At 71.1% G+C, this 23,532-nt stretch carries 16 protein-coding genes and 2 pseudogenes; 15 read left to right on the top strand and 3 right to left on the bottom strand.

Annotation, left to right across the window (positions count from 1 at the left end):
• Nucleotides 1-199 precede the first annotated feature (199 nt).
• On the top strand, nt 200-1,768 hold the full coding sequence (locus ACFYXB_RS10930; protein ID WP_389580193.1) for a hypothetical protein: 1,569 nt from the start codon (nt 200-202) through the stop codon (nt 1,766-1,768).
• Between the two features lie 13 nt (nt 1,769-1,781).
• Here the strand turns inward: ACFYXB_RS10930 and ACFYXB_RS10925 are convergent.
• Nucleotides 1,782-3,376 (bottom strand): annotated as a pseudogene (locus ACFYXB_RS10925) (Na+/H+ antiporter).
• 181 nt (nt 3,377-3,557) lie between these two features.
• On the opposite strand from ACFYXB_RS10925, the gene ACFYXB_RS10920 reads away from it, so the two are divergent.
• Nucleotides 3,558-6,074, top strand: coding sequence for an ATP-binding protein (locus ACFYXB_RS10920; RefSeq protein ID WP_389580190.1), 2,517 nt, complete (start codon nt 3,558-3,560; stop codon nt 6,072-6,074).
• On the top strand, nt 6,071-6,874 hold the full coding sequence (locus ACFYXB_RS10915) for a DUF4118 domain-containing protein (RefSeq protein ID WP_389580187.1): 804 nt from the start codon (nt 6,071-6,073) through the stop codon (nt 6,872-6,874). The genes ACFYXB_RS10920 and ACFYXB_RS10915 overlap by 4 nt, the downstream gene beginning before the upstream one ends.
• 17 nt (nt 6,875-6,891) lie before the next feature.
• Here the strand turns inward: ACFYXB_RS10915 and ACFYXB_RS10910 are convergent, their stop codons facing one another.
• Nucleotides 6,892-7,449, bottom strand: a complete 558-nt coding sequence (locus ACFYXB_RS10910; RefSeq protein WP_389580184.1) for a hypothetical protein — start codon at nt 7,447-7,449, stop codon at nt 6,892-6,894.
• Nucleotides 7,450-7,721: 272 nt separating this feature from the next.
• Here ACFYXB_RS10910 and ACFYXB_RS10905 point away from each other — a divergent pair, with 272 nt between their 5' ends.
• The 7 genes from ACFYXB_RS10905 (at nt 7,722) to ACFYXB_RS10875 (ending at nt 17,605) form a co-directional block, all read left to right on the top strand.
• Nucleotides 7,722-9,563, top strand: coding sequence for an APC family permease (locus ACFYXB_RS10905; RefSeq protein WP_389580182.1), 1,842 nt, complete (start codon nt 7,722-7,724; stop codon nt 9,561-9,563).
• Between the two features lie 244 nt (nt 9,564-9,807).
• Nucleotides 9,808-9,897 (top strand): K(+)-transporting ATPase subunit F, encoded by a 90-nt coding sequence (gene kdpF, locus ACFYXB_RS10900; RefSeq protein ID WP_067057375.1) that lies wholly within the window; start codon nt 9,808-9,810, stop codon nt 9,895-9,897.
• Nucleotides 9,898-9,905: 8 nt separating this feature from the next.
• A complete protein-coding gene (gene kdpA, locus ACFYXB_RS10895) occupies nt 9,906-11,570 on the top strand; it encodes a potassium-transporting ATPase subunit KdpA (RefSeq protein WP_389580178.1) in 1,665 nt (554 codons plus the stop codon).
• Nucleotides 11,567-13,705: a potassium-transporting ATPase subunit KdpB gene (gene kdpB, locus ACFYXB_RS10890; RefSeq protein WP_389580175.1), complete on the top strand. Its 2,139-nt coding sequence runs from the start codon at nt 11,567-11,569 to the stop codon at nt 13,703-13,705. Before kdpA ends, kdpB (ACFYXB_RS10890) begins: the two co-directional genes overlap by 4 nt.
• 3 nt (nt 13,706-13,708) lie before the next feature.
• The gene (locus ACFYXB_RS10885; RefSeq protein ID WP_389580172.1) at nt 13,709-14,377 is read left to right on the top strand and encodes a potassium-transporting ATPase subunit C; all 669 of its coding nucleotides are present in this window, start codon (nt 13,709-13,711) and stop codon (nt 14,375-14,377) included.
• Complete coding sequence (locus ACFYXB_RS10880; protein WP_389580169.1) at nt 14,377-15,060, top strand: response regulator; 684 nt, start codon at nt 14,377-14,379, stop codon at nt 15,058-15,060. The genes ACFYXB_RS10885 and ACFYXB_RS10880 overlap by 1 nt, the downstream gene beginning before the upstream one ends.
• A gap of 1 nt (nt 15,061) precedes the next feature.
• A complete protein-coding gene (locus tag ACFYXB_RS10875; RefSeq protein ID WP_389580166.1) occupies nt 15,062-17,605 on the top strand; it encodes an ATP-binding protein in 2,544 nt (847 codons plus the stop codon).
• Nucleotides 17,606-17,628: 23 nt separating this feature from the next.
• Here the strand turns inward: ACFYXB_RS10875 and ACFYXB_RS10870 are convergent, their stop codons facing one another.
• Nucleotides 17,629-18,192, bottom strand: a complete 564-nt coding sequence (locus ACFYXB_RS10870) for a universal stress protein (RefSeq protein ID WP_389580163.1) — start codon at nt 18,190-18,192, stop codon at nt 17,629-17,631.
• Nucleotides 18,193-18,537: 345 nt separating this feature from the next.
• Between ACFYXB_RS10870 and ACFYXB_RS10865 the strand changes: the two genes are divergently transcribed.
• The 5 genes and pseudogenes from ACFYXB_RS10865 (at nt 18,538) to ACFYXB_RS10845 (ending at nt 23,530) form a co-directional block, all read left to right on the top strand.
• On the top strand, nt 18,538-18,888 hold the full coding sequence (locus tag ACFYXB_RS10865) for an SAV_915 family protein (protein WP_351347338.1): 351 nt from the start codon (nt 18,538-18,540) through the stop codon (nt 18,886-18,888).
• Between the two features lie 15 nt (nt 18,889-18,903).
• Entirely contained in the window at nt 18,904-20,235 is a 1,332-nt protein-coding gene (gene lysA / locus ACFYXB_RS10860; RefSeq protein ID WP_351347340.1) for a diaminopimelate decarboxylase, read from the top strand.
• Nucleotides 20,236-20,346: 111 nt separating this feature from the next.
• Nucleotides 20,347-20,436, top strand: a complete 90-nt coding sequence (gene kdpF / locus ACFYXB_RS10855; protein WP_389580160.1) for a K(+)-transporting ATPase subunit F — start codon at nt 20,347-20,349, stop codon at nt 20,434-20,436.
• A pseudogene (gene kdpB / locus ACFYXB_RS10850) lies at nt 20,436-22,625 on the top strand (potassium-transporting ATPase subunit KdpB). Before kdpF (ACFYXB_RS10855) ends, kdpB (ACFYXB_RS10850) begins: the two are co-directional and overlap by 1 nt.
• A gap of 2 nt (nt 22,626-22,627) precedes the next feature.
• Nucleotides 22,628-23,530 (top strand): potassium-transporting ATPase subunit C, encoded by a 903-nt coding sequence (locus ACFYXB_RS10845; RefSeq protein ID WP_389580158.1) that lies wholly within the window; start codon nt 22,628-22,630, stop codon nt 23,528-23,530.
• The last annotated feature ends 2 nt before the right edge of the window (nt 23,531-23,532 follow it).

Below are 23,532 nucleotides of genomic sequence, written 5' to 3'. Positions count from 1 at the left end.
CTGACGGGCTCCTGACGTGCGCCCGCGGGCGCCCTCGAACCGCATTGGACGGAGACTCCATCGCCGTCAAGGTCACGTCAAACCCACCTGAGAAGCCGTCAGGAGCGCGTCAAGGCCCAACGCGTGTGGCCGAATCCGGTCGCAGACTCATCGGCACGGGGGACGGGCGACCGTCCGTGGCGTGACGTGGGAGGGGACCGTGACGATCACGGCCGGCACATCGCACAGGCCTCAGACGGAGGCCGTCGCACAGCCGCGGCAGCCGGTGGTCGTCCCGCCCGGAGGCGGCCCCGGACGGGTGCGGGCAGGGGAGCCGCGGACGGACGGTCCGGGGCGGCGCCTGCGCCGGCAGGCCGTGGCCGCGCGGGCCGCTCTGCGCCGCCGCTACTGGGCCACCGTGCCCGCGCGGCTGCGCCTCCTGCGCGCGGCCACGGTCCTGCTCGCCGCCGCACTGGCCGTGCTCCTGCTCATCGCCGGGATCGCCACGAACGGCACCTGGGACGCCGTGTCGCGGCGGGACGCACCCCGCACCACCAGCGCCGCCGACCTCAATCTGGCCCTGAACGACATGGACGCGCAGGCCGCCAACATCCTGCTGTCCAGCGGCGACGCGGGCGAGGGACGGCTGCAGACGCCGTACCGCAAGGCCGTCGGCTTCTACGGCGACGCCCGGCGCGAGATCGGCCACGACCTGCGCGCCCTCGCGGTCGCCGCCGAGGGGGACCGGGCCGACGAGAACACGGTGGAGTCCCTCACGGACGACTTCGCCGAGTACCAGGAACTCATCGGCCGCGCCCTGGAGAACGACGGCCGCCGCGGCGGCAAACAGGCCGCTCTCGCCGACTACCGCACCGCCACCGACCTGCTGGCGAGCAGACTCCTGCCCGCCTCGCGGACGTTGGTGTCCTCCAACGACAGAGCCTTCGACACCGAGTACGCGGCGGCCCGCTCCACCCTCTCCACCCAGTTTGCCGTCGTCCTCGTCCTCGGCCTGCTGCTCCTCGCCGTGCTCGGTGCCCTTCAGTGGTATCTGACCCGGCGCTTCCGGCGGATCGTCAACCCCGGCCTACTGGCCGCCACCGCCTGCACCCTGATCGCCGTCGGCCTCGGCGGCCAGATGCTGTCCGCCTCCGCCGAGCACCTGCGCGGGGCCCGGCGCGACGCCTTCGACTCGGTCGTCGCGCTCTCCCGCGCCCGGGCCATCGCCTACGACGCCAACGCCGACGAGAGCCGCTACCTCCTCGACCCCGAGCGCCGCGACCGGTACGAGGCGTCGTTCCTCGCCAAGTCCCAGCAGTTGTACGGCCTCGAGGGCGCCACGCTCTCGACGTACGACGCCGAACTCGCCACCAGCTGGGAGGCCTATCGCACCGACCACCGCGACCTGCGCTTCACCGGAGAGTTCCGGCGCGAGTTCGACAACATCACCTTCACCGGGGAGCAGGCCGCCGCCGCGAAGACGGTGGAGGCCTACGCCGTGTATCAGCGCGACGACCGGAAGATCCGTGCGCTGCTCGCGGAGGGCAAGGAGCGGGAGGCGGTGGAGTTCTGCATGGGCTGGGAGCCGGGGACGTCCAACGCGCACTTCGGGAAGTGGATGGCCGAGCTGGACGAGGTCACCGGCATCAACCGCGCCCACTACACGTCGTCGGTCGCGGCCGGCCGCTCCGAACTGAACGGCCGACTGCCCTGGGCCTGCGGCCTGTTGCTGCTGGCCATCGGGCTCACCGGGCTCGGGCTCAGGCCCCGACTGGCCGAGTTCCGCTGAGCCCCCGTGGGTTTCACGCGTCCGCGAGCCTCGCCTCCTCCAGGTCCAGGGACCGCTGGAGGCGTCTGCGGGTGGTGTCGCTGATCGTGTGTTCGTCGTAGAGCAGCTGCAGCTCCGCCGCCTCCACGGCTATCAGGTCGTGGCGCAGCTGGCGATAGACCAGGTCGGCGGACTCGACGGGCGCGCCGTTGCCGTTGCCGTCGCTCAGGCGGTCGCGGGCGTCGTCGAGGCGGGCATTGAGGCCGCGGCGCAGCCGGTCGAGGACCACGCTCGGTACGGCTTCCAGCTCCGACAGCTCGTCCAGACGCCGGATGCCGGCGTCGGCCAGACGGCAGCGGGCGGCGGCCTCCTCGCGCTCCGTGTGGTCGGGCTCCAGAGCGATGCCGGAGCGGCGGACGACCGGGGCCAGGGTGAAGCCCTGGACGACGAGCGTGACCACCACGACCGAGGTGGTCAGGACCAGGACGAGGGGCCGACCTTCGAGAGGCGTCCCGTCCCCCGAGGTCACCGGGACGGACAGGGCGGCCGCCAGTGGCACGACCCCACGGGTGCCGGCCAGGTCAGCACCACCGGCACCCGCCAGTTCGGCCGCTGGATCCCGCCCTTGCGCTGCACCACCGCGGACAGCGGCGCCAGCCACAGCAGCCGTACCGCGATCAGCGTGCCCGCCACCGCCAGCGCGTACAGCGGCCACGCTCGGTTGCCGTCGGACAGCGCCCGCACCTGCGCGGACAGCGCCCGCACCTGCGCGGGCAGCGCCAGCCCGATCAGGCTGAAGACCACGCTCTCCAGCAGGAACACCACCGTGCCGTACACCGCGTGCAACTGAAGCCGTATCCGGGCGTTGGTGAGCCGGTCACCGCGCCCGCCGAGGACAACGCCCGCCACCACCACGGAGGTGACGCCGGACGTGTGCGCGGCCTCCGCGAGCACATAGGCGGCGTACGGCGTGACCAGGGCGATCACCGTTTCCAGGACCGGGTCCTCGGTGCGCCGGCGGATCAGCGCGACCACTGCGGCGACCGCCGCGCCGATCAGAGTGCCGCCGCCCGCCAGCGTCAGGAACTCGCCGCCCGCCGCTCCCCAGTCGGCCGCCGCGGAAGCCACGGCCACGCTCACCGCGACGCGGAACAGCACCAGCGAGGTCGCGTCGTTGAACAGGCTCTCCGCCTGCACCAGCACCTGCACCTTCGGCGGCAGCGCGAGCCGGCGGCCGAGCGCGGTCACCGCGACCGGGTCCGTGCTGGCGAGGACCGCGCCCAGCACCAACGCCATCTGCCACGACAGCGGCGTCACCAGCGACGCCACCGCGCCGACCGCCGCCGCCGAGGCAAGCACCAGGCCCACCGCGAGCACCCCGACCGGTTTCCACACCGCGCGCAGCTCGCGCCAGGACAATTCCTCGGCACTTGCGTACAGCAGCGGCGGCAGCACGACGAGGCCGATGATCTCGGGGCTGATCCCGATCTCCGGGGTGCCCGGCAGCAGCGCCACCGCGAGGCCCGCGACCACTAGCAGCGACGGCGCGGGAATCCGCCATCGGCGCGCGAACGTCGCCACCACCGTGGCCAGCACCACAAGTGCGAGAACCGTTCCGACGCCGCGCATGCCGTCCCCCTGGGGCCCATCGTGAGCCACCCTGGCTCCCGGCCGACCAGACTTCCCGGCACACCGCCTTCACCCTATCCGGCCGCGGCCCGTCAAGGCAGTGTCAACTTCCACGTCAGTGACGCCAGGGAAGTGTCAAGACCGCTGCCCGGGGCCCTGTGGCGCGCTTCGCTGTGAGGTGATGAACGACGTACGGCGTGGACGACTGAAGGTCTACCTCGGAGCGGCACCAGGGGTCGGCAAGACCTATCGCATGCTCGACGAGGCACAGCGCCGTGCGTCCCGCGGCGCCGACGTGGTGGTGGGGTTCGTGGAGTGCCACGGCCGCCCGCGGACCCGGGCCATGTGCGACGGCCTGGAGGTCGTGCCGCGCCTGCGGTGCGGCTACCGCGGCGGGGAGTTCGAGGAGATGGACGTCGACGCCGTCCTCGCGCGCCGCCCCAGGGTCGCGATCGTCGACGAGTTCGCGCACACCAACGTGCCCGGCGGCGGCCGCAGGCCCAAGCGCTGGCAGGACATCGAAGAACTCCTCGCCGCCGGCATCGACGTCATCACCGCGGTCAACATCCAGCACCTGGAGTCCCTGAAGGACGTCGTCGAGAAGATCACCGGGGTGCCGCAGCACGAGACGGTGCCCGACGAGATCGTTCGCCGCGCCCAGCAGATCGAGTTCGTCGACATCCCGCCCGAGGGCCTGCGCCGCCGCATGGCGCACGGCAACATCTACGCTCCCGAGAAGGTCGACGCCGCTCTGGCCAACTACTTCCGGCCCGGCAATCTGACCGCACTGCGGCAGTTGGCGATGCTGTGGGTCGCCGACCGGGTCGACGAGGCTCTGCAGTCCTACCGGGCCGAACACGCCATCGGCGGGGTGTGGGAGACCCGTGAGCGGGTGGTGGTCGCCCTGACCGGCGGACCGGAGGGCGACACGCTGGTCCGCCGGGCCGCCCGCATCGCCGACCGGTCGGCGGGTGGTGATCTGCTCGCCGTGCACGTGGCCCGCAGCGACGGCCTGGCCGCCGGTGTCTCGCACGCCTCTCTCGCCCGGCAGCGCAGACTCGTGGAGGACCTCGGCGGCACCTACCACTCGGTCGTCGGCGACGCCGTCGCCACCGCCCTGGTGGACTTCTCCCGCGCCGAGAACGCGACCCAACTGGTCCTCGGCACGAGTCGCCGCGGGCGGCTGGAGCGGTTCCTGACCGGACCGGGCACGGGGGAGACCGTCACGGCGCTCTCCGGCGACATCGATGTGCACTGGGTCACCCACGAACGTGCCGGGCGCGGCACCCTGCTCCCGTCCCGTCGGCGCACACTGTCCACCCGGCGCCTGATCGCGGGACCGGTCGCGGGACTCGTGCTGCCCGTGCTGCTCACCGTCGTACTCGCCCAGGTGCGCGGCACCGTCAACCTGACCAGCGAGGCCCTGCTCTTCCTGCTCACGGTGGTCGGCGTGGCCTGCATAGGCGGAGTCACCTCCGCGGTGATCGCGTCGGTCACGGCGTCCCTGCTGCTCAACTACTGGTTCATCCCGCCCATCGGGCAGTTCACGCTCGACGATCCCAACGCCCTGCTGGCACTGGGGGTGTTCGCGGTGGTGGCCGCCACGGTCGCCGCCGTCGTCGACCGCTCCCTGCGCCTGTCGCGCCGCGCCGCCCGGGCCACCGCCGAGGCCGAGACCATGTCCTCGCTGGCCGGCAGCATCGTGCGTGGCGGTCAGACGATCCCGGCCCTGCTGGAACGCACTCGCGAGACCTTCGGCATGGACTGTGCGGAACTCGTCGATGAGCCGCCCGACACCCACGAAGGGGCGACCGTCGTGCCCGCGGGACCCGGCAACCACCTGGTGCTGCGCGGCCGTACGCTCTCGTCGTCCGAGCGGCGGGTGCTGGCCGCGTTCGCCGCGCACGTCGGCTCCGCCGTCGAGCGGGCCCGGCTCGCCGAGGCCGCCGCCGAGGTGGAGCCGGTCCGGGCCGCCGACCGGATGCGTACGGCGCTGCTGCGGGCCGTCGGACACGACCTGCGCACCCCGCTCGCGGCGGGCTGGGCCGCCGTCACCTCCCTGCGCAGCAGCGAGGTCCGGTTCTCGGCCGAGGACCGCGAAGAACTCCTCACCACCGCCGACGAGTCCATGGCCAAGCTGAGCCGTCTGGTGGACAACCTGCTCGACCTCAGCCGCCTCGAAGCGGGCGCGCTGACCCTGAACCTGCGGCCCACCGGGCTCGAGGAGGTGCTCCCGGCGGCGCTCGCGGACGTCCCCCGGGTCCAGGTCCACGGCGACCTCGAGGACATGCCGCTCGTGCTCGCGGATCCGCCCCTGCTGGAGCGCGTCATCGCCAACCTGGCAGGCAACGCGGACCGCCACACCCCGCCCGGCACCCAGGTGCTGGTCACCGCGAGCGTCCTGGCGGGGCGGGCGGAGCTCCGGGTCGTGGACCGGGGTCCCGGACTCCCGGCCACGGGCCGGGACCGCGTCTTCGAGCCCTTCCAGCGGCTCGGCGACACCGACAACACCACCGGACTCGGCCTGGGACTCGCGCTCGCCCGCGGACTCACAGAGGCCATGGACGGCACGCTCACCCCCGAGGACACCCCGGGCGGCGGGCTGACCATGGTCGTCTCGCTGCCGCTGGCCGGGCCGACCGAACCCGTACCGCAGCCACACCCGCGCGGTGCGCAGAGCGTAGGAGGTGCCACGTGAGCACCCTGACCGGCATCCGCAGCCCTGACCGGCCCACGAACGGCCCCGAGCCGGCGGCCTGGCCGGCCCGCGACCGAGTCGCCCTGGCCGCGGGCCTGCTCGCCCCGTTCCTGGTCGCGCTCGTCCTCGTGCCCTTCCGCACGGACCTGTCGCACACCAACGCCGCCCTCGTCCTCGTCGTGGCGGTCGTCATGGTCGCCGCGCTGGGCAACCGTGCGGCGGGCGTCGTCGCGGCGCTGTCGGCGGCAGCCTGGTTCGACTTCTTCCTCGTCCGCCCGTACACCACCTTCGACATCACCGCCTCCGCCGACATCGAGACGGCAGTCCTGCTTCTGGCGGTCGGCCTGATCGTTTCGCAACTCGCCGCGCGGGCCCGGCGGCTGGAGGTGATCACAGTGACGGACGCGGACCACCTCGCGCGCATCCACGCCACCGCCGACCTCGTCCAGTCCGTCAAATCAGGGGACAGCGTGGTCGACCACGTCCGCCGCGAACTGACCGAACTCCTCGGCCTGCGTTCCTGCCGCTTCGAGTACGGCACGCTGCTGGGGCACCCGTGGCGACTGCAGCAGGACGGCAGTGTCACGACGGGCCGCCGGCACGGGGACGTGGATGCCGCCGGCTGGCCCGAGGGCGAGATCGAACTGCGGGCGTACGGCAACGGGCACTACCTCGGGCGCTTCATGCTCACCCCGGGCCCGGGACCCGTGCCCCCGCTCCAGGCCCGGCTGGTCGCGGTGACGCTGGCCGACCAGACGGGGGCGGCGCTGGACACGTCGGGACCGGTGCGCCAGGGCTGAGCGGTCCCGCGGTGCGGCTACTCCAGCCCGGAGGCCTTGAACACGTTCTGCGCGGTCACCCAGTCGACGTGCTCCGACACGCGGCGCAGTGCCGTCGTCCCGCACAGCAGGATCCCGGCCGACGCCGACTTCCGTGCGTCCTCGTCGAGGCGATACCAGAGGTCGGGGTTGTCCACCAGGGCCTGGGGGTCGATCTCGACCCGCTCGCCGAAGGCGTCGCGCAGGACGAGCCGCTGGGCGACCCCGTCCAGGCACCGCACCGACACCAGCAGGTCGGTGCGGACCCGGCGGGTGCGCAGCAGACGGCGGGAGGTCAGCCAGCCCTCGCCCGCGCGGACCCGGTCCGGACACAGAACCATGAACAGCAGCGTTGCGAGCGTGACCCACAGCACGCCGCGTCGCAAGTCGAGGGTGCCCGCACCCCAGTCGATGAGGAACAGCGTCGCGAGCAGCACGCCGGAACAGCAGACCGCGCTGCGCAGGTCCCCGGCCCAGCGACGGTCGTACGCCACAGACGTGGTCTCCGGTGGCCGTGCGCCCAGCAGGTCGTGTCGAGCGTCCTCGGGGTGCTCCATACGGCAGACGGTAGAGACCGGGCGAGCCCGGGGCAGCGCACCTTGACACGACTCTGACGAGCGGGCGGCCGTTCTTGACGCCGGCGCAGCGTACGCGCGCGTAGCCCGCATCACACCAGCGTCAAGAGCGCGTCAAGGTCGGCGGCTTCGGCGCGAAGAACGCGCAAGGGGCCGCCGGAGATGGCCGTACCGGGACAGAACCTTGGTGCGCCGCGGCGCGCGGGCCCACGCGCGCGGAAGCACGTCCCGAAGTTGCGAAGGAGCACCCGCTCATGCCCCTACTGACCGCCGAACCGGGCGCCGTGCCCGCCGACGAGGAGCCGCCTGATACCGGCGAACCGCATCGTCTCACCGCCGTCACCGGTCTCGCCGCGCTGTCGCTCGACGCCATGGCGTCGGTGGCCTACGGCCCCGAGGCGATCGTCCTCGTCCTGGCCGCCGCCGGTGCGCACGGCCTGGGCTTCACGCTCCCCGTCACGCTGGCCATCGCCGCTCTGCTCGCGGTGCTCGTCGCCTCGTACCGCCACGTGATCGCGGCCTTCCCGGACGGCGGCGGTTCGTATGCCGTCGCCAAGACGCATCTGGGTGCCCGCACCAGCCTGGTGGCGGCGGCCTCCCTGGTCCTGGACTACGTCCTGAACGTCGCCGTCGCCGTCACGGCCGGCGTGGCCGCCCTGACTTCCGCCTTCCCGGCCCTGTACGACGATCGGCTCTGGCTGTGCCTGGCCGTGCTCGCGCTGATCGCCGCGGTCAACCTGCGCGGCATCGTGGAGTCCGCCAAGGCCTTCATCGTGCCGACCGTCGTGTTCGTCGGTTCCATCTTCGTGCTGATCGTCGTGGGCCTGTTCCGCTCCTCGCCGGTGAGCACCGCCACCGCGGCCGGGCACGCCTCCGTCCTCGCCGACAACGCCACCGCCGTGGGCGCCCTGCTCCTGCTGAAAGCTTTCGCCTCGGGGTGCTCCGCCCTGACCGGCGTCGAGGCCATCGCCAACGCCGTCCCCTCCTTCCGCGTCCCGCGCGTCAAACGCGCCCAGCGCGCGGAGGTCGCCCTCGGTGCCGTGCTCGGCATGATGCTGATCGGCCTGTCGGTGCTGATCTCCCGCTTCCACCTCCAGCCGGTCGCGGGCGTCACCGTCCTCGCCCAGCTGGCGGACGCCTCGCTCGGCCACAACGCGGCCTTCTATGTGATCCAGTTCGCCACGATGGTCCTGCTGGCACTGTCCGCGAACACCTCCTTCGGCGGCCTGCCCGTGCTGCTGAAGCTGCTCGCCCGCGACAACTACCTGCCGCATGTCTTCGCCTTGAAGGCCGACCGCCAGGTCCACCGCCACGGCGTCCTCGCCCTGGCCCTGGTCTCCGCCGTGCTGCTGGTGTTCTCCGGCGGCGACACCAACACCCTCGTGCCGCTGTTCGCCATCGGCGTCTTCGTCGGCTTCACCATCGCCCAGGTCGGCATGGTCCGGCACTGGCACCTCGAACGCGGTCCGGGATGGCGCGGCAAGGCGCTGCTCAACGGCTTCGGCGCCGTCCTGTCCGGCGTCGCGGCGGTCGTCGTCACGGCGAGCAAGTTCACGGAGGGCGCCTGGCTGATCGTGGTCGCCCTGCCGCTGCTCGTGGCGGCCTTCCGCACCGTGCACCGCGCCTACGTCCGCATCGGCGAGCGACTGCGCCTGGGCCGCGTCCCCGAGGCCCCGCACCGCGAGCGGTCGGTCGTGATCGTGCCCGTGTCCTCGATCTCCCGCCTCACCTCCAAGGCCCTGAGCGCGGCCACCTCCCTCGGTGACGAGGTCCGTGCGGTCACCGTGTGTCACTCGGACCCGGAGGACCACGCCCAGCTGCACGACCTGGAGCGCGCCTGGGCCGAGTGGGACCCCGGGGTGCCGCTGATCCGCCTGTCCTGCGCCCGCCGCACCCTGGGCCGCCCCATCGCCGCGTACGTCCGCGAGGTCGCCGCGGCGGAACCGGCCACCCAGGTCACCGTCCTGATCCCGGAGGCGGAGCCCGAGCGGCTGTGGCAACGACTCTTGCAGAACCAGCGGGGAGCCGTCGTCGCGCACGCCGTCCGGCGCGAGACCGACGCGGTGATCTGCAGGCTGCGGTTCCGGTTGCACTGATGGCCGGATTCCGGCCCCGCGCTGGTCAGGAAGCGCCGTAAGAGTCCCGTCAAGGGCGCGCAGCCAGCCGTAAGGGACCCGTCAACGGCGGTCATGTCCCGCCGGAAAGGCGGTTTCCTACAACCGTCCTTGTTCCACCCCGAACCTCACTCCAGGAGTTCACGATGGCCGATCTGGCCTTCGTCGTCATCACGATCGCGGTCTTCGCGCTGATGGCTCTCGTCGCCAAGGGGGTGACGAAGCTGTGACCGTCGAGAACATCGTCGGCCTTGTCGTGGCCGTCGCCCTGCTGGGCTATCTCGTCCTCGCCCTGATCTTCCCGGAGAGGTTCTGAGAAGCGATATGAGTCCCGTCCTTGCCGGTGTGCTCCAGCTGATCGCCCTGATAGCGGCGCTGGCGCTCGCCTACGTCCCCCTCGGCAACTACATGGCCAAGGTCTACTCCTCCGACAAGCACCTGCGCGTCGAGAAGTGGATCTACAAGGGCATCGGCGCCAATCCGAACACGGAGATGCGCTGGCCCGCGTACCTGCGCGGCGTCCTCGCCTTCTCCGCGGTCAGCGTCCTCTTCCTCTACCTGCTGCAGCGTCTCCAGGGCCACCTGCCCGGCTCGCTCGGCTTCTCCGCCATCGACCCGGACCAGGCGTTCAACACCGCCGCGTCCTTCGTCACCAACACCAACTGGCAGTCGTACTACGGCGAGCAGGCCATGGGCCACGTCGTGCAGACCGCCGGTCTGGCTGTCCAGAACTTCGTCTCCGCGGCCGTCGGCATCGCCGTCGCCGTGGCGCTGGTGCGCGGCTTCGCGCGCTCGCGCACCGGTGAGCTGGGCAACTTCTGGTCCGACCTGGTGCGCGGCACGATCCGCATCCTGGTGCCGCTCTCCGTCGTCGCTGCCGTGGTTCTGGTGGCGTGCGGCGCGATCCAGAACTTCTCCGGGATCCACGAGGTCGGCCAGTTCATGGGCGGCCACCAGCAGTGGAACGGCGGCGCGGTCGCCTCGCAGGAGGCCATCAAGGAGGTGGGCACCAACGGTGGCGGTTACTTCAACGCCAACTCCGCTCACCCGTTCGAGAACCCCACCCCGTTCACGAACCTGTTCGAGATCTTCCTGCTCCTGGTGATCCCGTTCGCGCTGACCCGCACGTTCGGCATCATGGTCGGCTCGGTCAAGCAGGGCTACGCGATCCTCGCGACCATGGCCACCATCTGGGTCGGCTTCACCGCGCTGATGATGTGGACCGAGTTCGCCCACCACGGCCCGGCGTTCCAGATCGCCGGCGGCGCGATGGAGGGCAAGGAGCAGCGCTTCGGTGTCGGCGCCTCGTCGATCTTCGCGGTCTCCACGACGCTGACCTCGACCGGTGCGGTGGACTCCTTCCACTCCTCGTTCACCGGGCTTGGCGGTGGCATCACCATCCTGAGCATGCAGCTCGGTGAGATCGCACCCGGTGGTACCGGCTCCGGCCTCTACGGCATGCTGATCATGGCGGTCATCGCGGTGTTCATCGCCGGTCTGATGGTCGGCCGTACGCCCGAGTACCTGGGCAAGAAGATCGGCACCCGCGAGATCAAGCTGGCGGCCTGCTACATCCTGATCACCCCCGCGCTGGTGCTCATCTTCACCGCGTTCGCGATGGCCCTGCCGACCCCGGCGAACTCGATGACGAACAGCGGGGCGCACGGCTTCTCCGAGATCCTGTACGCCTACTCCTCGGGTGCCAACAACAACGGCTCGGCCTTCGCGGGTCTGAACGCGGACACGCAGTGGTTCAACAGCACGATCGGCATCGTGATGCTGCTCGGCCGCTTCCTGCCGATGGTGTTCGTGCTGGCGCTGGCCGGTTCGCTCGCCGAGCAGAAGCCGGTCCCGGCGACCGCCGGCACCCTGCGCACCGAGAAGCCGCTGTTCACCGGTCTCCTCGTGGGCGCGATCCTGATCATCACCGGTCTGACCTACTTCCCGGCCCTGGCGCTGGGACCGCTGGCCGAGGGGCTGGCGTCATGACCACCCGTACACAGAACGCAGAGGACTCGATGTCCACAGCCACTCCGACCCGGGCGCCGCACAGCGACGTACCCACCGGACACAAGCCCGCAGAGGGCCGTGTCGGTGCGGGCCTCTTCGAACCCAAGCAGCTGGTCAAGTCGCTGCCGGACGCGTTCCGCAAGCTCGACCCGCGGGTGATGATCAAGTCGCCCGTGATGTTCGTGGTGTGGATCGGCTCCGTGCTGACCACGGTGTTTTCCTTCAAGGACCCGGGCGACTGGTTCGGCTGGGCGATCAGTGCCTGGCTGTGGCTGACCGTGGTCTTCGCCAACCTGGCGGAGGCCGTCGCCGAGGGCCGCGGCAAGGCGCAGGCCGACACCCTGCGCAAGGCCAAGACGGACACGGTGGCGCGTCGGCTCCTCAAGGACGGCAGGAGCGAGGAACAGGTGCCCGGCACCGAACTGGGTGTCGGTGACCTGGTCGTCTGTGAGGCGGGCGACATCATCCCCGGCGACGGTGATGTCATCGAGGGCGTCGCGTCGGTCGACGAGTCGGCGATCACGGGTGAGTCGGCTCCGGTCATCCGTGAGTCCGGCGGCGACCGCTCGGCGGTCACCGGCGGCACGAAGGTACTGTCCGACCGGATCGTCATCAAGATCACGACGAAGCCGGGCGAGACCTTCATCGACCGGATGATCAGCCTGGTCGAGGGCGCGGCGCGGCAGAAGACGCCGAACGAGATCGCGCTGAACATCCTGTTGGCGTCGCTGACGATCGTCTTCCTGCTGGCCTGTGCCACGCTGCCGCCGCTCGCCGACTACGCGGGCACGCACCTGACGATGGTCGTGCTGGTCGCGCTCCTGGTCTGTCTGATCCCGACGACGATCGGCGCGCTGCTCTCCGCGATCGGTATCGCGGGCATGGACCGGCTGGTCCAGCGCAACGTCCTGGCGATGTCGGGCCGCGCGGTCGAGGCCGCCGGTGACGTCTCCACCCTGCTGCTCGACAAGACCGGCACCATCACCCTCGGCAACCGACAGGCTTCGGAGTTCGTGCCGGTGAGCGGCACCACCGAGGCCGAGGTGGCCGACGCCGCCCAGCTCTCCTCGCTGGCCGACGAGACGCCCGAGGGCCGCTCCATCGTCGTCCTGGCGAAGGAGAAGTACGGGCTGCGCGAGCGCCACCAGGGCGAGCTGGCGCACGCCGAGTGGATCGCCTTCACCGCCCAGACCCGTATGTCGGGGGTGGACGTCGACGGGCGCAAGATTCGCAAGGGCGCGGCCGGTTCGGTCGTCGCCTGGGTTCAGGAGCGGGGCGGCACGGTCTCGGACGACGCCGGCACCTTGGCCGGCCGGATCTCGGAGGCGGGCGGTACGCCGCTGCTGGTGGCCGTGGAGGACACGGACGGTGCGCGCGTCCTCGGGGTGATCCATCTCAAGGACGTCGTCAAGGACGGCATGCGGGAACGGTTCGACGAACTGCGCCGCATGGGCATCAGGACCGTCATGATCACGGGCGACAACCCGCTGACGGCGAAGGCGATCGCCAACGAGGCGGGCGTCGACGACTTCCTCGCGGAGGCCACTCCCGAGGACAAGATGGCGCTCATCAAGCGGGAGCAGGCGGGCGGCAAGCTCGTCGCGATGACCGGTGACGGCACCAACGACGCCCCGGCGCTCGCGCAGGCGGACGTCGGCGTGGCGATGAACACGGGTACGTCGGCCGCCAAGGAGGCCGGCAACATGGTCGACCTCGACTCCAACCCGACCAAGCTCATCGAGATCGTCGAGATCGGCAAGCAGTTGCTGATCACGCGCGGCGCGCTGACCACGTTCTCCATCGCCAACGACGTGGCGAAGTACTTCGCGATCATCCCGGCGCTGTTCGCGGCGGTCTACCCGGGCCTGGACAAGCTGAACATCATGGGCCTGTCCTCGCCGGACTCCGCGATCCTGTCCGCGGTCATCTTCAACGCGCTGATCATCATCGCGCTCGTGCCGCTCTCCCTGAGGGGCGTGCAGTACCGGCCGGTGAGCGCGGACAAGATGCTGCGGCGCAACCTCGGGATCTACGGCATCGGCGGGCTGATCGCCCCCTTCATTGGCATCAAGATCATCGACATGCTCATCTCCCTCATCCCCGGAATCGGCTGAGCCATGAACAACTCCGTATCCAACACCGCCCGGTTGCTCGGGGCGGGCCTGCGCGCCCTCCTCGTGCTGACCCTGGTGACGGGCGTCATCTACCCGCTGGTCGTCACCGGCATCGCCCAGGGGCTGTTCAACAACAAGGCGAACGGCTCCGAGATCAAGTCGGACGGCAAGGTCGTCGGCTCCTCGCTGATCGGCCAGGCCTACAACCTGCCGCTGAAGAAGGGGCAGGAGACCCCGGACCCCGACCTGAAGTGGTTCCAGGGCCGCCCACAGAACGGCCTGGGCAGCAACAGCGTCAACACCCAGTACAAGCTGATCCTGTCCGGCGCCACGAACCGTTCCGGTGACAACGCCGACCTGATCAAGTGGGTCAAGGACGCCAAGGCCGCCGTCGTCAAGGACAACTCCGTCGCCGGCTACACGGTCGAGCCAAGCCAGGTGCCCGCCGACGCGGTGACCTCCTCCGGCTCCGGCCTGGACCCGGAGATCTCCCCGCAGTACGCGGAGATCCAGGTCCACCGGGTGGCCGAGAAGAACAACCTGCCCGTCGACCGGGTGGAGAAGCTCGTGAAGGAACACACCCAGGGCCGCACCCTCGGCTTCATGGGTGAGCCTCGCGTGAACGTCCTCGAACTCAACATCGCGCTCAAGGAACTGATCAAGGGCAACTGATGACCCGAGTGCTGGTCGTGGAAGACGACCCACAGCTCGTACGGGCACTCGTGATCAACATGCAGGCACGCCGGTACGGAGTGGACGCGGCGCCCGACGGCGCCACGGCCCTCCGGCTGGCGGCCGGGCGGCAGCCGGACGTGGTGATGCTCGACCTCGGACTGCCCGACATGGACGGGGTCGACGTCATCAAGGCACTGCGCGGCTGGACCCGGGTACCGATCCTGGTGCTGTCGGCGCGTCAGGCATCCGAAGAGAAGGTCGCCGCGCTGGACGCGGGTGCCGATGACTACGTCACCAAGCCGTTCAGCATGGACGAGTTGATGGCCCGTCTCAGGGCCGCCGTGCGCCGTACGGAGGACGCGCCTGCGGCCCCCGGGACGACCCTGGTGGAGACGGACGACTTCACCATCGACCTGCTCGCGAAGAAGGTGGTGCGGTCCGGCCGCGACGTTCGCCTCACCCCCACCGAGTGGCACCTTCTCGAGATCCTGGTCACCAACCCGGGCCGCCTCGTCACCCAGAAGCACCTCCTTCGGGAGGTGTGGGGCGGACCGCAGAGCAACAAGACCAACTATCTGCGGGTTTACATGGCCCAGCTCCGCCGCAAACTGGAACCGGACCCCTCGCACCCCAGGTATCTGATCACCGAGCCCGGTATGGGCTACCGCTTCGAAGGATGACATGGCACGCGGCAGACTTCGGATATATCTCGGCGCGGCGCCCGGCGTGGGCAAGACCTACGCGATGCTGTCCGAGGCGCACCGCCGGATCGAGCGGGGCACCGACTGCGTGGTGGCCTTCGTGGAGCACCACGACCGGCCGCGCACCGAGGTGATGCTGCACGGCCTCGAACAGGTCCCGCGCAAGGAACTCGAGTACCGCGGCGCCGTGTTCACGGAGATGGACATCGACGCCGTCCTCGCGCGCCGCCCCCAGGTCGCGCTGGTCGACGAACTGCCGCACACCAACATTCCGGGCTCGCGGAACGCCAAGCGGTGGCAGGACGTGGAGGAGTTGCTGGCGGCCGGGATCGATGTGGTGTCGACAGCCAACATCCAGCACCTGGAGTCACTCGGTGATGTCGTCGAGTCGATAACCGGGGTGCGGCAGCAGGAGACGGTGCCGGACGAGGTGGTGCGGCGGGCGGACCAGATCGAGCTGGTCGACATGTCGCCCCAGGCGCTGCGGCGCCGTTTGGCGCACGGCAACGTCTACAAGCCGGACAAGGTCGACGCGGCGCTGTCGAACTACTTCCGGCCCGGCAACCTGACCGCCCTGCGCGAACTGGCGCTGCTGTGGGTGGCGGACCGGGTCGACGAATATCTGAAGCAGTACCGCAGCGAGCACCGCGTCTCGAAGATCTGGGGCTCGCGCGAGCGGATCGTGGTGGGCCTGACCGGCGGCCCGGAGGGCCGGACACTGATCCGCCGGGCCGCGCGGCTCGCGGAGAAGGGCGCCGGCGGCGAGGTGCTGGCGGTGTACATCGCCCGCAGCGACGGGTTGTCGGCCGCTTCGCCGAAGGAGTTGGCCGTCCAGCGCACCCTGGTCGAGGACCTCGGTGGCACCTACCACCACGTCGTCGGCGACGACGTACCCGCGGCCCTCCTGGACTTCGCGCGCGGGGTGAACGCGACGCAGATCGTGCTGGGCGTGTCCCGCCGCAAGGCCTGGCAGTACGTCTTCGGACCCGGCGTCGGCGCCACCGTCGCGCGGGAGTCGGGACCCGACCTCGACGTCCATCTGATCACGCATGCTGAAGTGGGCAAGGGGCGCGGACTGCCCGTGGCCCGGGGTGCGCGGCTCGGCCGCTCGCGGATCGTCGCGGGCTGGCTGGTCGGTGTGCTCGGCCCCGCCCTGCTCACCCTCCTGCTGACCAGTGTGAGCCCAGAGGTCGGACTCGCCAACGACATGCTGCTGTTCCTCGCGCTGACGGTGGCGGCGGCCCTGCTGGGCGGGCTGGTGCCGGCGCTCACCTCGGCCGTGGTGGGTTCCCTGCTGCTCAACTGGTACTTCACGCCACCCATCCACACGCTGACAATCGCCGACCCGAAGAACATCGTCGCGATCGCGATCTTCGTCGGGGTCGCGGTATCGGTGGCCTCGGTGGTCGACCTCGCGGCCCGGCGCACCCACCAGGCCGCCCGGCTGCGCGCCGAGTCGGAGATCCTGTCCGTCCTGGCGGGCAGCGTGCTGCGGGGCGAGACCAGCCTGGAGGCACTGCTGGAGCGGGTCAGGGAGACCTTCGGCATGCAGTCGGTGGCCCTGCTGGAGCGGAACGGAGACACCGCGCCGTGGACCTGCGCGGGCAGCGTGGGGCTGCGGCCCTGCCAGTCGCCCGAGGACGCCGATGTCGACATGCCAGTCGGCGACCACATGGCGCTCGCGCTGTCGGGGCGGGTGCTGCCGGCCTCCGACCGGCGGGTGCTGGCGGCGTTCGCCGCCCAGGCGGCTGTCGTGCTGGAGCGTCGGCGCTTGCAGGAGGAGGCCGACCAGGCCAAGGAGTTGGCCGAGGGCAACCGCATCCGCACGGCGCTGCTGGCCGCCGTCAGCCACGACCTCCGTACCCCCTTGGCGGGGATCAAGGCGTCCGTCTCCTCGCTGCGTTCGGACGACGTGGACTGGTCGGAGGAGGACCGGGCGGAACTCCTGGAGGCGATCGAGACGGGCGCCGACCGGCTCGACCATCTGGTGGGCAACCTGCTCGACATGTCCCGACTGCAGACCGGCACGGTCACGCCCATCGTCAGGGAGGCCGACCTCGACGAGGTCGTGCCGATGGCGCTGGGTGGGGTGCCGGAGGGCAGCGTGGAGCTGGACATCCCCGAGACGCTGCCGATGGTCCACGTGGACAAGGGGCTGCTGGAGCGGGCGGTGGCCAACATCGTCGAGAACGCGGTCAAGTACAGCCCCGAGGGCTCGCCCGTGGTGGTCAGGGCGAGTTCCATCGCCGACCGGGTGGAGGTGCGGGTCGTGGACCGCGGGCCGGGCGTCCCCGACGAGGCCAAGGACCGTATCTTCGAGCCGTTCCAGCGCTACGGCGACTCTCCGCGCGGCGCCGGAGTGGGCCTCGGCCTCGCGGTCGCGCGCGGCTTCGCCGAGGCGATGGGCGGCACCCTGAACGCGGAGGACACACCCGGCGGCGGCGTCACGATGGTGCTGAGCCTGCCTCTGGCACCGGGCCGACTGCCTGAGCGGCCGGAACTGCCGGCGGCGGTCACCTCGTAGGCCGACACGGCCTCGTGGGCGGCTCACGCCTCCGGTGGCACCTTCTCGGTCTTCTCCAGCAGGTGTCGGGGGTCCAGCCGCAGCCGCCAGGTGTTGCGACGGTGTACGGCGGCCAGTTCGGACTCCAGTGGGGACGGCGGTACCGCGAGGACCGGGCAGGTGGCGTGGGCGAGGCAGTAGCGGGCGACCCAGCCGGAGAAGGCGCGGTGCCAGCCGCGCTGCCCCGCGCCGACGACCAGTACGTCGTCGTCGCGGCACGCGGTCTCCACCAGGGCGCGGCCGGGCGTGCCCCGGACGATGAGGGCGCACATCGGCACCCCCGGGCCGGCGTCGCCGAAGACTTCGTCGAGCACGTGGACCAACTGCTGCCGGGCCAGCCTCTGCCACTCCTCGACCATGAGGGCCGAGGCCGGCGAGCGGCGTGCCGCGAGGTCTCCACCGGGCGGCTCCCAGGCCAGCACTGGCCACAGCTCCCCGCCGCGCCGCCGGGCCTCGGCGGCGCCCCGGCACAGGGCCGTGACGCTGCCCAGCGAGCCACTCACGCCGACCACGACACGCGCGGCCGCGGAGGCGTCGTAACCGGACATGACGTTCACCGTTCTTCGCACCTGCCCACGGGCCCGGCCCGCGGGCGGCTCTGGATACAGGGCCTCTTCCATGACACTCCCGCCGCGCCGCTTCGACCAGTCCGCGGAGCACTTCTTGGCGCGCCCCTGATGGCGTGCCACCAGCGCCGACGGCCCTGACCGTCAGCATCACGTCAGCGTCGCCCGTATCACCGTCAGCATCGCGTCATGAGGCTTGGGAAAGCCGGTGGCGCCGGGGATAGCGTCGATGACGAGCCCCGGTCCCGCCTCCCCGCGTCCGGGGCACATCAGCCACTCGTGCAGTCGATCCGTCGACGCACACCCGGATCCTCATGGAGGCATCCCATGAAAGAACTCTTGTGCGGTGAAGACCCGGAGCCTTCCCATCGCTCCCCGGCCCGACCTCTGTACGTACCGGTCCGGTCGGGGCCGGCGGGGTACGCGGCCCGGCTGTTCCGCACCCCGCTGGGCGACCGCACGGCCGTCGGTTTCACCTCCGCGCACAGGCTCGCCGCGACCCTCGGCCCCGACCAGGCCTGGATCCGGCTCGCGGAGCCCGCGCTGCGTGCGCTGACCGCTCCGCTCGGCATCACGGTCGTCACGATCGACCCCCAGTTCTCGGCGCCGTCGCCGTCGCCGTCGCCCGTCGCCCCGTTGCCGCCCGTCGCGCCCGCCGCGTTCCTGCGGGCCGCGTGAGAGGGGGAGTTCCCGATGACAACCCTGCACGAACCCGCGCTCACCACCGCCGCCGAACTGGCGGTGTGGCCCGCCTCCACCACCGAGCCCCGGCCCGGCGACCTGACCGTGGGCGGCGTGTCCCTCGCCGAGGTGGCGGACCGCTTCGGCACCCCCGTCTACGTCCTCGACGAGAGCGAGATCCGCGAGCGCTGCCGGACCTACCGGCACGCCTTCCCCGACGCCGAAGTCCTCTACGCGGCCAAGGCGTTCCTGTGCCGGGCCATGGTCCACTGGATGGACGAGGAGGGGCTGGGCCTGGACGTCTGCTCGGCCGGTGAGCTGGAACTGGCGGTCACCACCGGGTTCCCGCCCGAGAAGATCGTGCTGCACGGCAACGCCAAGTCGCCGCGCGACCTGGAGACCGCGCTGCGCCTCGGCGTCGGGCGGATCGTGATCGACAGCCCGTCCGAGATCGCCCGGCTGGCCGCTGCCGTCGGCCCCGACGGTCACCAGAAGGTCATGGTCCGGGTGGTGCCCGGCATCGCCGCGGGCGGCCATGAGAAGATCCGCACCGGCACCGAGGACCAGAAGTTCGGCCTGTCCATCCGCGACGGCTACGCGCAGCACGCCATCGCCCGCATCCTGGACCAGCCGCAGCTCGAACTCACCGGTCTGCACTGCCACCTGGGCTCACAGATCACCAGCGTCAAGCCGTACCTCGCCGCGGTGCGCCGGATCGTCGGCCTCATGGCGACCCTGCACCGCCAGCACGGCCTGGTCCTGCCGGAGCTCGACCTCGGCGGCGGACACGGCATCGCCTACCGCCCCGGCGAGGAGGCCCTCGACCTCACCACGCTGGCCCGCAAGGTGCGCGCCGAGCTGACCGAGGCGTGTGCCGCGGCCGGACTCCCCGTACCCCGCCTGATCATCGAACCGGGCCGGGCCATCGCGGGCCCCGCGGGCGTCGCCCTCTACCACGTGCTCGCCGTCAAGAGCACCGGCGACCACACCTTCGTCGCCGTCGACGGCGGCATGAGCGACAACCCCCGGCCCGCGCTGTACGGCGTGCGGTACGCGCCCCGTCTGATCGGCCGGCCCAGCGCCGCGCCCCACACCCGGGTCACCGTCGTCGGCCGCCACTGCGAGGCGGGCGACGTGCTCGCCTCCGACGTCGAACTCCCCGACGACATACGCCCCGGGGACCTGCTCGCCGTGCCGGTGGCGGGCGCCTACCAGCTGTCCATGGCCTCCGGATACAACATGGTCGGCCGACCGCCGGTGGCCGCCGTGCAGGCGGGGATCGCCAGGCTCCTGGTCCGCCGGGAGTCACTGGACGACATCCGCAGTCGCGACGTGGGGCTCTAGCCCAGGCCGTCCCCCGAACCGCCTCCGGGCGAGTGACTGCCCGGCCCTCGCCCGGAGGCGCCCCGTTCACCCGTTTCTATCGCCCTTGTCAGTGTGTCTAGTGAGGGTTGCGTGACTGCCGAGAACATCGTGGGACCGATCGTCGCAGTCGGTCTACTGGCCTACCTGGTGGTGGCCCTGGTCAAGCCGGAGCGCTTCTGATGACCGCGCCTGCCCCCGTGCGGGAGAAACCCGCGGACACCGTGCCACTCCGCGCCACGGACCCATCGCGCCGGATCGGCGCCGGGCTGCTGGACCCCAAGCAGCTGTGGCTGGCCCTGCCCGCAGCCCTGCGCAAGCTCAACCCGGTGACGCTGGCCCGCAACCCGGTCATGTTCGTCACCGAGATCGGTGCGGCCCTGACGACAGGCCTCGCCATCGCGCACCCGTCCGGGTTCGGCTGGCTGATCACCGCCTGGCTGTGGCTCACCGTCATCTTCGCGAACCTCGCCGAGGCCGTCGCTGAGAGTCGCGGACGCGCCCAGGCCGACACCCTGCGCGGGATGCGCCGCCAGACCGTCGCCCGGCGGGTGGTGGGCTGGCAGCCCGGTGCCGCCGAGAGCTCGTACATGGAGGAGAGCGTCGGCGCCGGGGAGTTGCAGCGCGGTGATCTCGTGGTTGTCGAGGTCGGGGAGCTGATTCCCGGTGACGGCGACATCATCGAGGGCGTCGCCAGCATCGACGAGTCGGCCATCACCGGCGAGTCCGCGCCGGTCATCCGTGAGTCGGGCGGCGACCGTTCGGCCGTCACCGGCGGCACGCGCGTGCTGTCGGACCGGATCGTCGTCCGCGTCACACAGGAGCCCGGCGAGTCCTTCCTGGATCGGATGATCTCCCTGGTCGAGGGCGCCAACCGGCAGAAGACGCCGAACGAGCTCGCGCTCAACCTGCTCCTTGTCATGATGACGTTCGTCTTCCTGGTAGCGGTCCTCACGCTCCAGCCGATGGCGATCTTCTCCAAGGAATTCATGGCCGCCGCGCACGACACCCAGGCGCTCAACGCCAACGGCGTCACCGGCATCGTCCTGGTCTCGTTGCTCGTCTGCCTGATCCCCACGACCATCGGCGGCCTGCTGTCCGCGATCGGGATCGCGGGCATGGACCGGCTGGTGCAGCGCAACGTGCTCGCCATGTCGGGCCGCGCGGTGGAGGCCGCCGGCGACGTCAACACCCTGCTCCTCGACAAGACCGGCACCATCACCTACGGCAACCGCCGTGCGAGCGACCTGCTCACGGTCGACTCCGTGACGGGCCGTCGGCTGGCGGACGCCGCGGCGCTGTCCAGCCTCGCCGACGAGACGCCCGAGGGCCGCTCCATCGTCGCGTACGTGCGCGACGAGTTCGGCCGGGAGCCCTCCGCGCCCGCCGGCGCCGCATGGGTGCCCTTCAGCGCCACCACCCGGATGTCCGGAGTGGACCTGGCCGGGGACGCCACCGTGGCGGACGGGGGACCGCGGCGGCTGCGCAAGGGCGCGGCGTCGGCGGTCGCGGCGTGGGTGAAGGAGAACGGCGGCACCGTACCCGCGGCCCTGGACGTCTGCGTGAAGCAGGTCTCGGCCTCCGGCGGCACCCCGCTCGCGGTCGCCGAGCAGTCAGGGGACGGCCCGGCGCGGGTGCTCGGTGTCGTCCACCTCAAGGACGTGGTGAAGCCCGGCCTGAGGGAACGCTTCGCCGAACTGCGCCGGATGGGCATCCGCACCGTCATGGTCACCGGTGACAACCCCGTCACCGCGAAGGCCATCGCGGACGAGGCGGGCGTTGACGACTTCCTCGCCGAGGCCACACCCGAGGACAAGCTCGCGCTCATTTAGAAGGAGCAGGCGGGCGGCCACCTGATCGCCATGACCGGCGACGGCACCAACGACGCGCCCGCTCTCGCGCAGGCCGACGTCGGCGTGGCGATGAACACGGGCACGTCGGCCGCCAAGGAGGCCGGCAACATGGTCGACCTCGACTCCGACCCCACGAAGATCATCGACATCGTCGAGATCGGCAAGCAGCTCCTCATCACCCGGGGCGCGTTGACCGCGTTCTCGATCGCCAACGACATCGCCAAGTACTTCGCGATCCTCCCGGCCATGTTCGGCGGGGTCTACCCGGCGCTCGACGCGATCAACATCATGCGGCTCCACTCGCCGACGTCCGCAATCCTGTCCGCGGTCATCTTCAACGCGGTGATCATCGTCGCGCTGATCCCGCTGGCCCTGCGCGGAGTGCGCTACCGGCCGGGTAGCGCGGACTCCCTGCTCACCCGCAACCTGTGGATCTACGGCATGGGCGGTCTGATCCTGCCCTTCCTCGCGATCAAGTTCATCGATGTCGCCGTCGTCCAGTTCATCCCTGGGATCTGACCATGACCTTCCTCTCCAGGATGCCTGCCTGGGTCGGCCACCACGTGGCGGCGATCCGGGTGGTCATCGTGCTCACCCTGCTCGTGGGGCTCGCCTACCCCCTGGGCATGACCGCCATCGCCCAGATCCCGGGGTTGCGCCAGAGCGCCCAGGGCTCCCCACTCACAGGTGCCGACGGCAAGAAGGCCGGCAGCGAGCTGATCGGGCAGTCCTTCCTCGACAAGAAGGGCAACCCGATCCCGTACTACTTCCAACCCCGGCCCTCCAACGCCGGTACCGGATACGACGCCTCGGCTTCGGCGGCCGGCAACCTCGGCCCCGAGTCGACCGTCGACGTCCTGCCGGTGAAGGGGCAGCCGGACTCCGGCAAGCAGAGCCTGCTCACCCAGGTCTGCGCCCGCAGCAAGGCGGTCGGTGAACTGGACCACGTCGACGGTTCGCGCCCGTACTGCACGGCCGACGGCGTCGGCGCCGTGCTCGGCGTCTTCCGCGACGGCGGCACCACGGGCAAGGCCACCCGCGCGGTCAGCGTCAACCAGGCGTGCCCCGCCAAGCCGTTCGTCGCCACGTACGAGGGTGTGACGGTCGAGTGCGCCAAGCCGGGGGAGGACTACGGCAAGGCTGTGGTCACCCCGATCCGCGGCGACGCGTCCGCCCACCCCAAGGTCCCGGCCGACGCGGTCACCGCGAGCGCCAGCGGGCTCGACCCGCAGATCAGCCCCGCCTACGCCGAACTGCAGACGCCGCGCGTCGCCCGCGAACGCGGTATGAGCGAGGCCGCCCTGCGCAAGCTGACCGACCGGTACACCAGCGGCCGGGGCCTCGGAATCCTCGGTGAACCGGCCGTGAACGTCGTCCAGTTGAACGCGGCCCTCGACCGCACGCATCCCGTGAAGGTGGCCTGAAC

It is taken from the genome of Streptomyces sp. NPDC002619, assembly GCF_042889305.1.
Taxonomy (GTDB): Bacteria; Actinomycetota; Actinomycetes; order Streptomycetales; family Streptomycetaceae; genus Streptomyces.
Note: the sequence above shows the minus strand (reverse complement) of the source record. Positions and strands in the feature narration are given on the sequence as shown.

Bases quoted from the DNA above. Each gene is read 5' to 3' on its own strand.
- ACFYXB_RS10920 (WP_389580190.1), top strand. From the start codon at position 3,558: ATGAACGACGTACGGCGTGGACGACTGAAGGTCTACCTCGGAGCGGCA.
- ACFYXB_RS10910 (WP_389580184.1), bottom strand. From the start codon at position 7,449: ATGGAGCACCCCGAGGACGCTCGACACGACCTGCTGGGCGCACGGCCA.
- ACFYXB_RS10905 (WP_389580182.1), top strand. From the start codon at position 7,722: ATGCCCCTACTGACCGCCGAACCGGGCGCCGTGCCCGCCGACGAGGAG.
- kdpA (WP_389580178.1), top strand. From the start codon at position 9,906: ATGAGTCCCGTCCTTGCCGGTGTGCTCCAGCTGATCGCCCTGATAGCG.
- kdpB (WP_389580175.1), top strand. From the start codon at position 11,567: ATGACCACCCGTACACAGAACGCAGAGGACTCGATGTCCACAGCCACT.
- ACFYXB_RS10885 (WP_389580172.1), top strand. From the start codon at position 13,709: ATGAACAACTCCGTATCCAACACCGCCCGGTTGCTCGGGGCGGGCCTG.
- ACFYXB_RS10880 (WP_389580169.1), top strand. From the start codon at position 14,377: ATGACCCGAGTGCTGGTCGTGGAAGACGACCCACAGCTCGTACGGGCA.
- ACFYXB_RS10875 (WP_389580166.1), top strand. From the start codon at position 15,062: ATGGCACGCGGCAGACTTCGGATATATCTCGGCGCGGCGCCCGGCGTG.
- ACFYXB_RS10870 (WP_389580163.1), bottom strand. From the start codon at position 18,192: ATGTCCGGTTACGACGCCTCCGCGGCCGCGCGTGTCGTGGTCGGCGTG.
- ACFYXB_RS10865 (WP_351347338.1), top strand. From the start codon at position 18,538: ATGAAAGAACTCTTGTGCGGTGAAGACCCGGAGCCTTCCCATCGCTCC.
- lysA (WP_351347340.1), top strand. From the start codon at position 18,904: ATGACAACCCTGCACGAACCCGCGCTCACCACCGCCGCCGAACTGGCG.
- ACFYXB_RS10845 (WP_389580158.1), top strand. From the start codon at position 22,628: ATGACCTTCCTCTCCAGGATGCCTGCCTGGGTCGGCCACCACGTGGCG.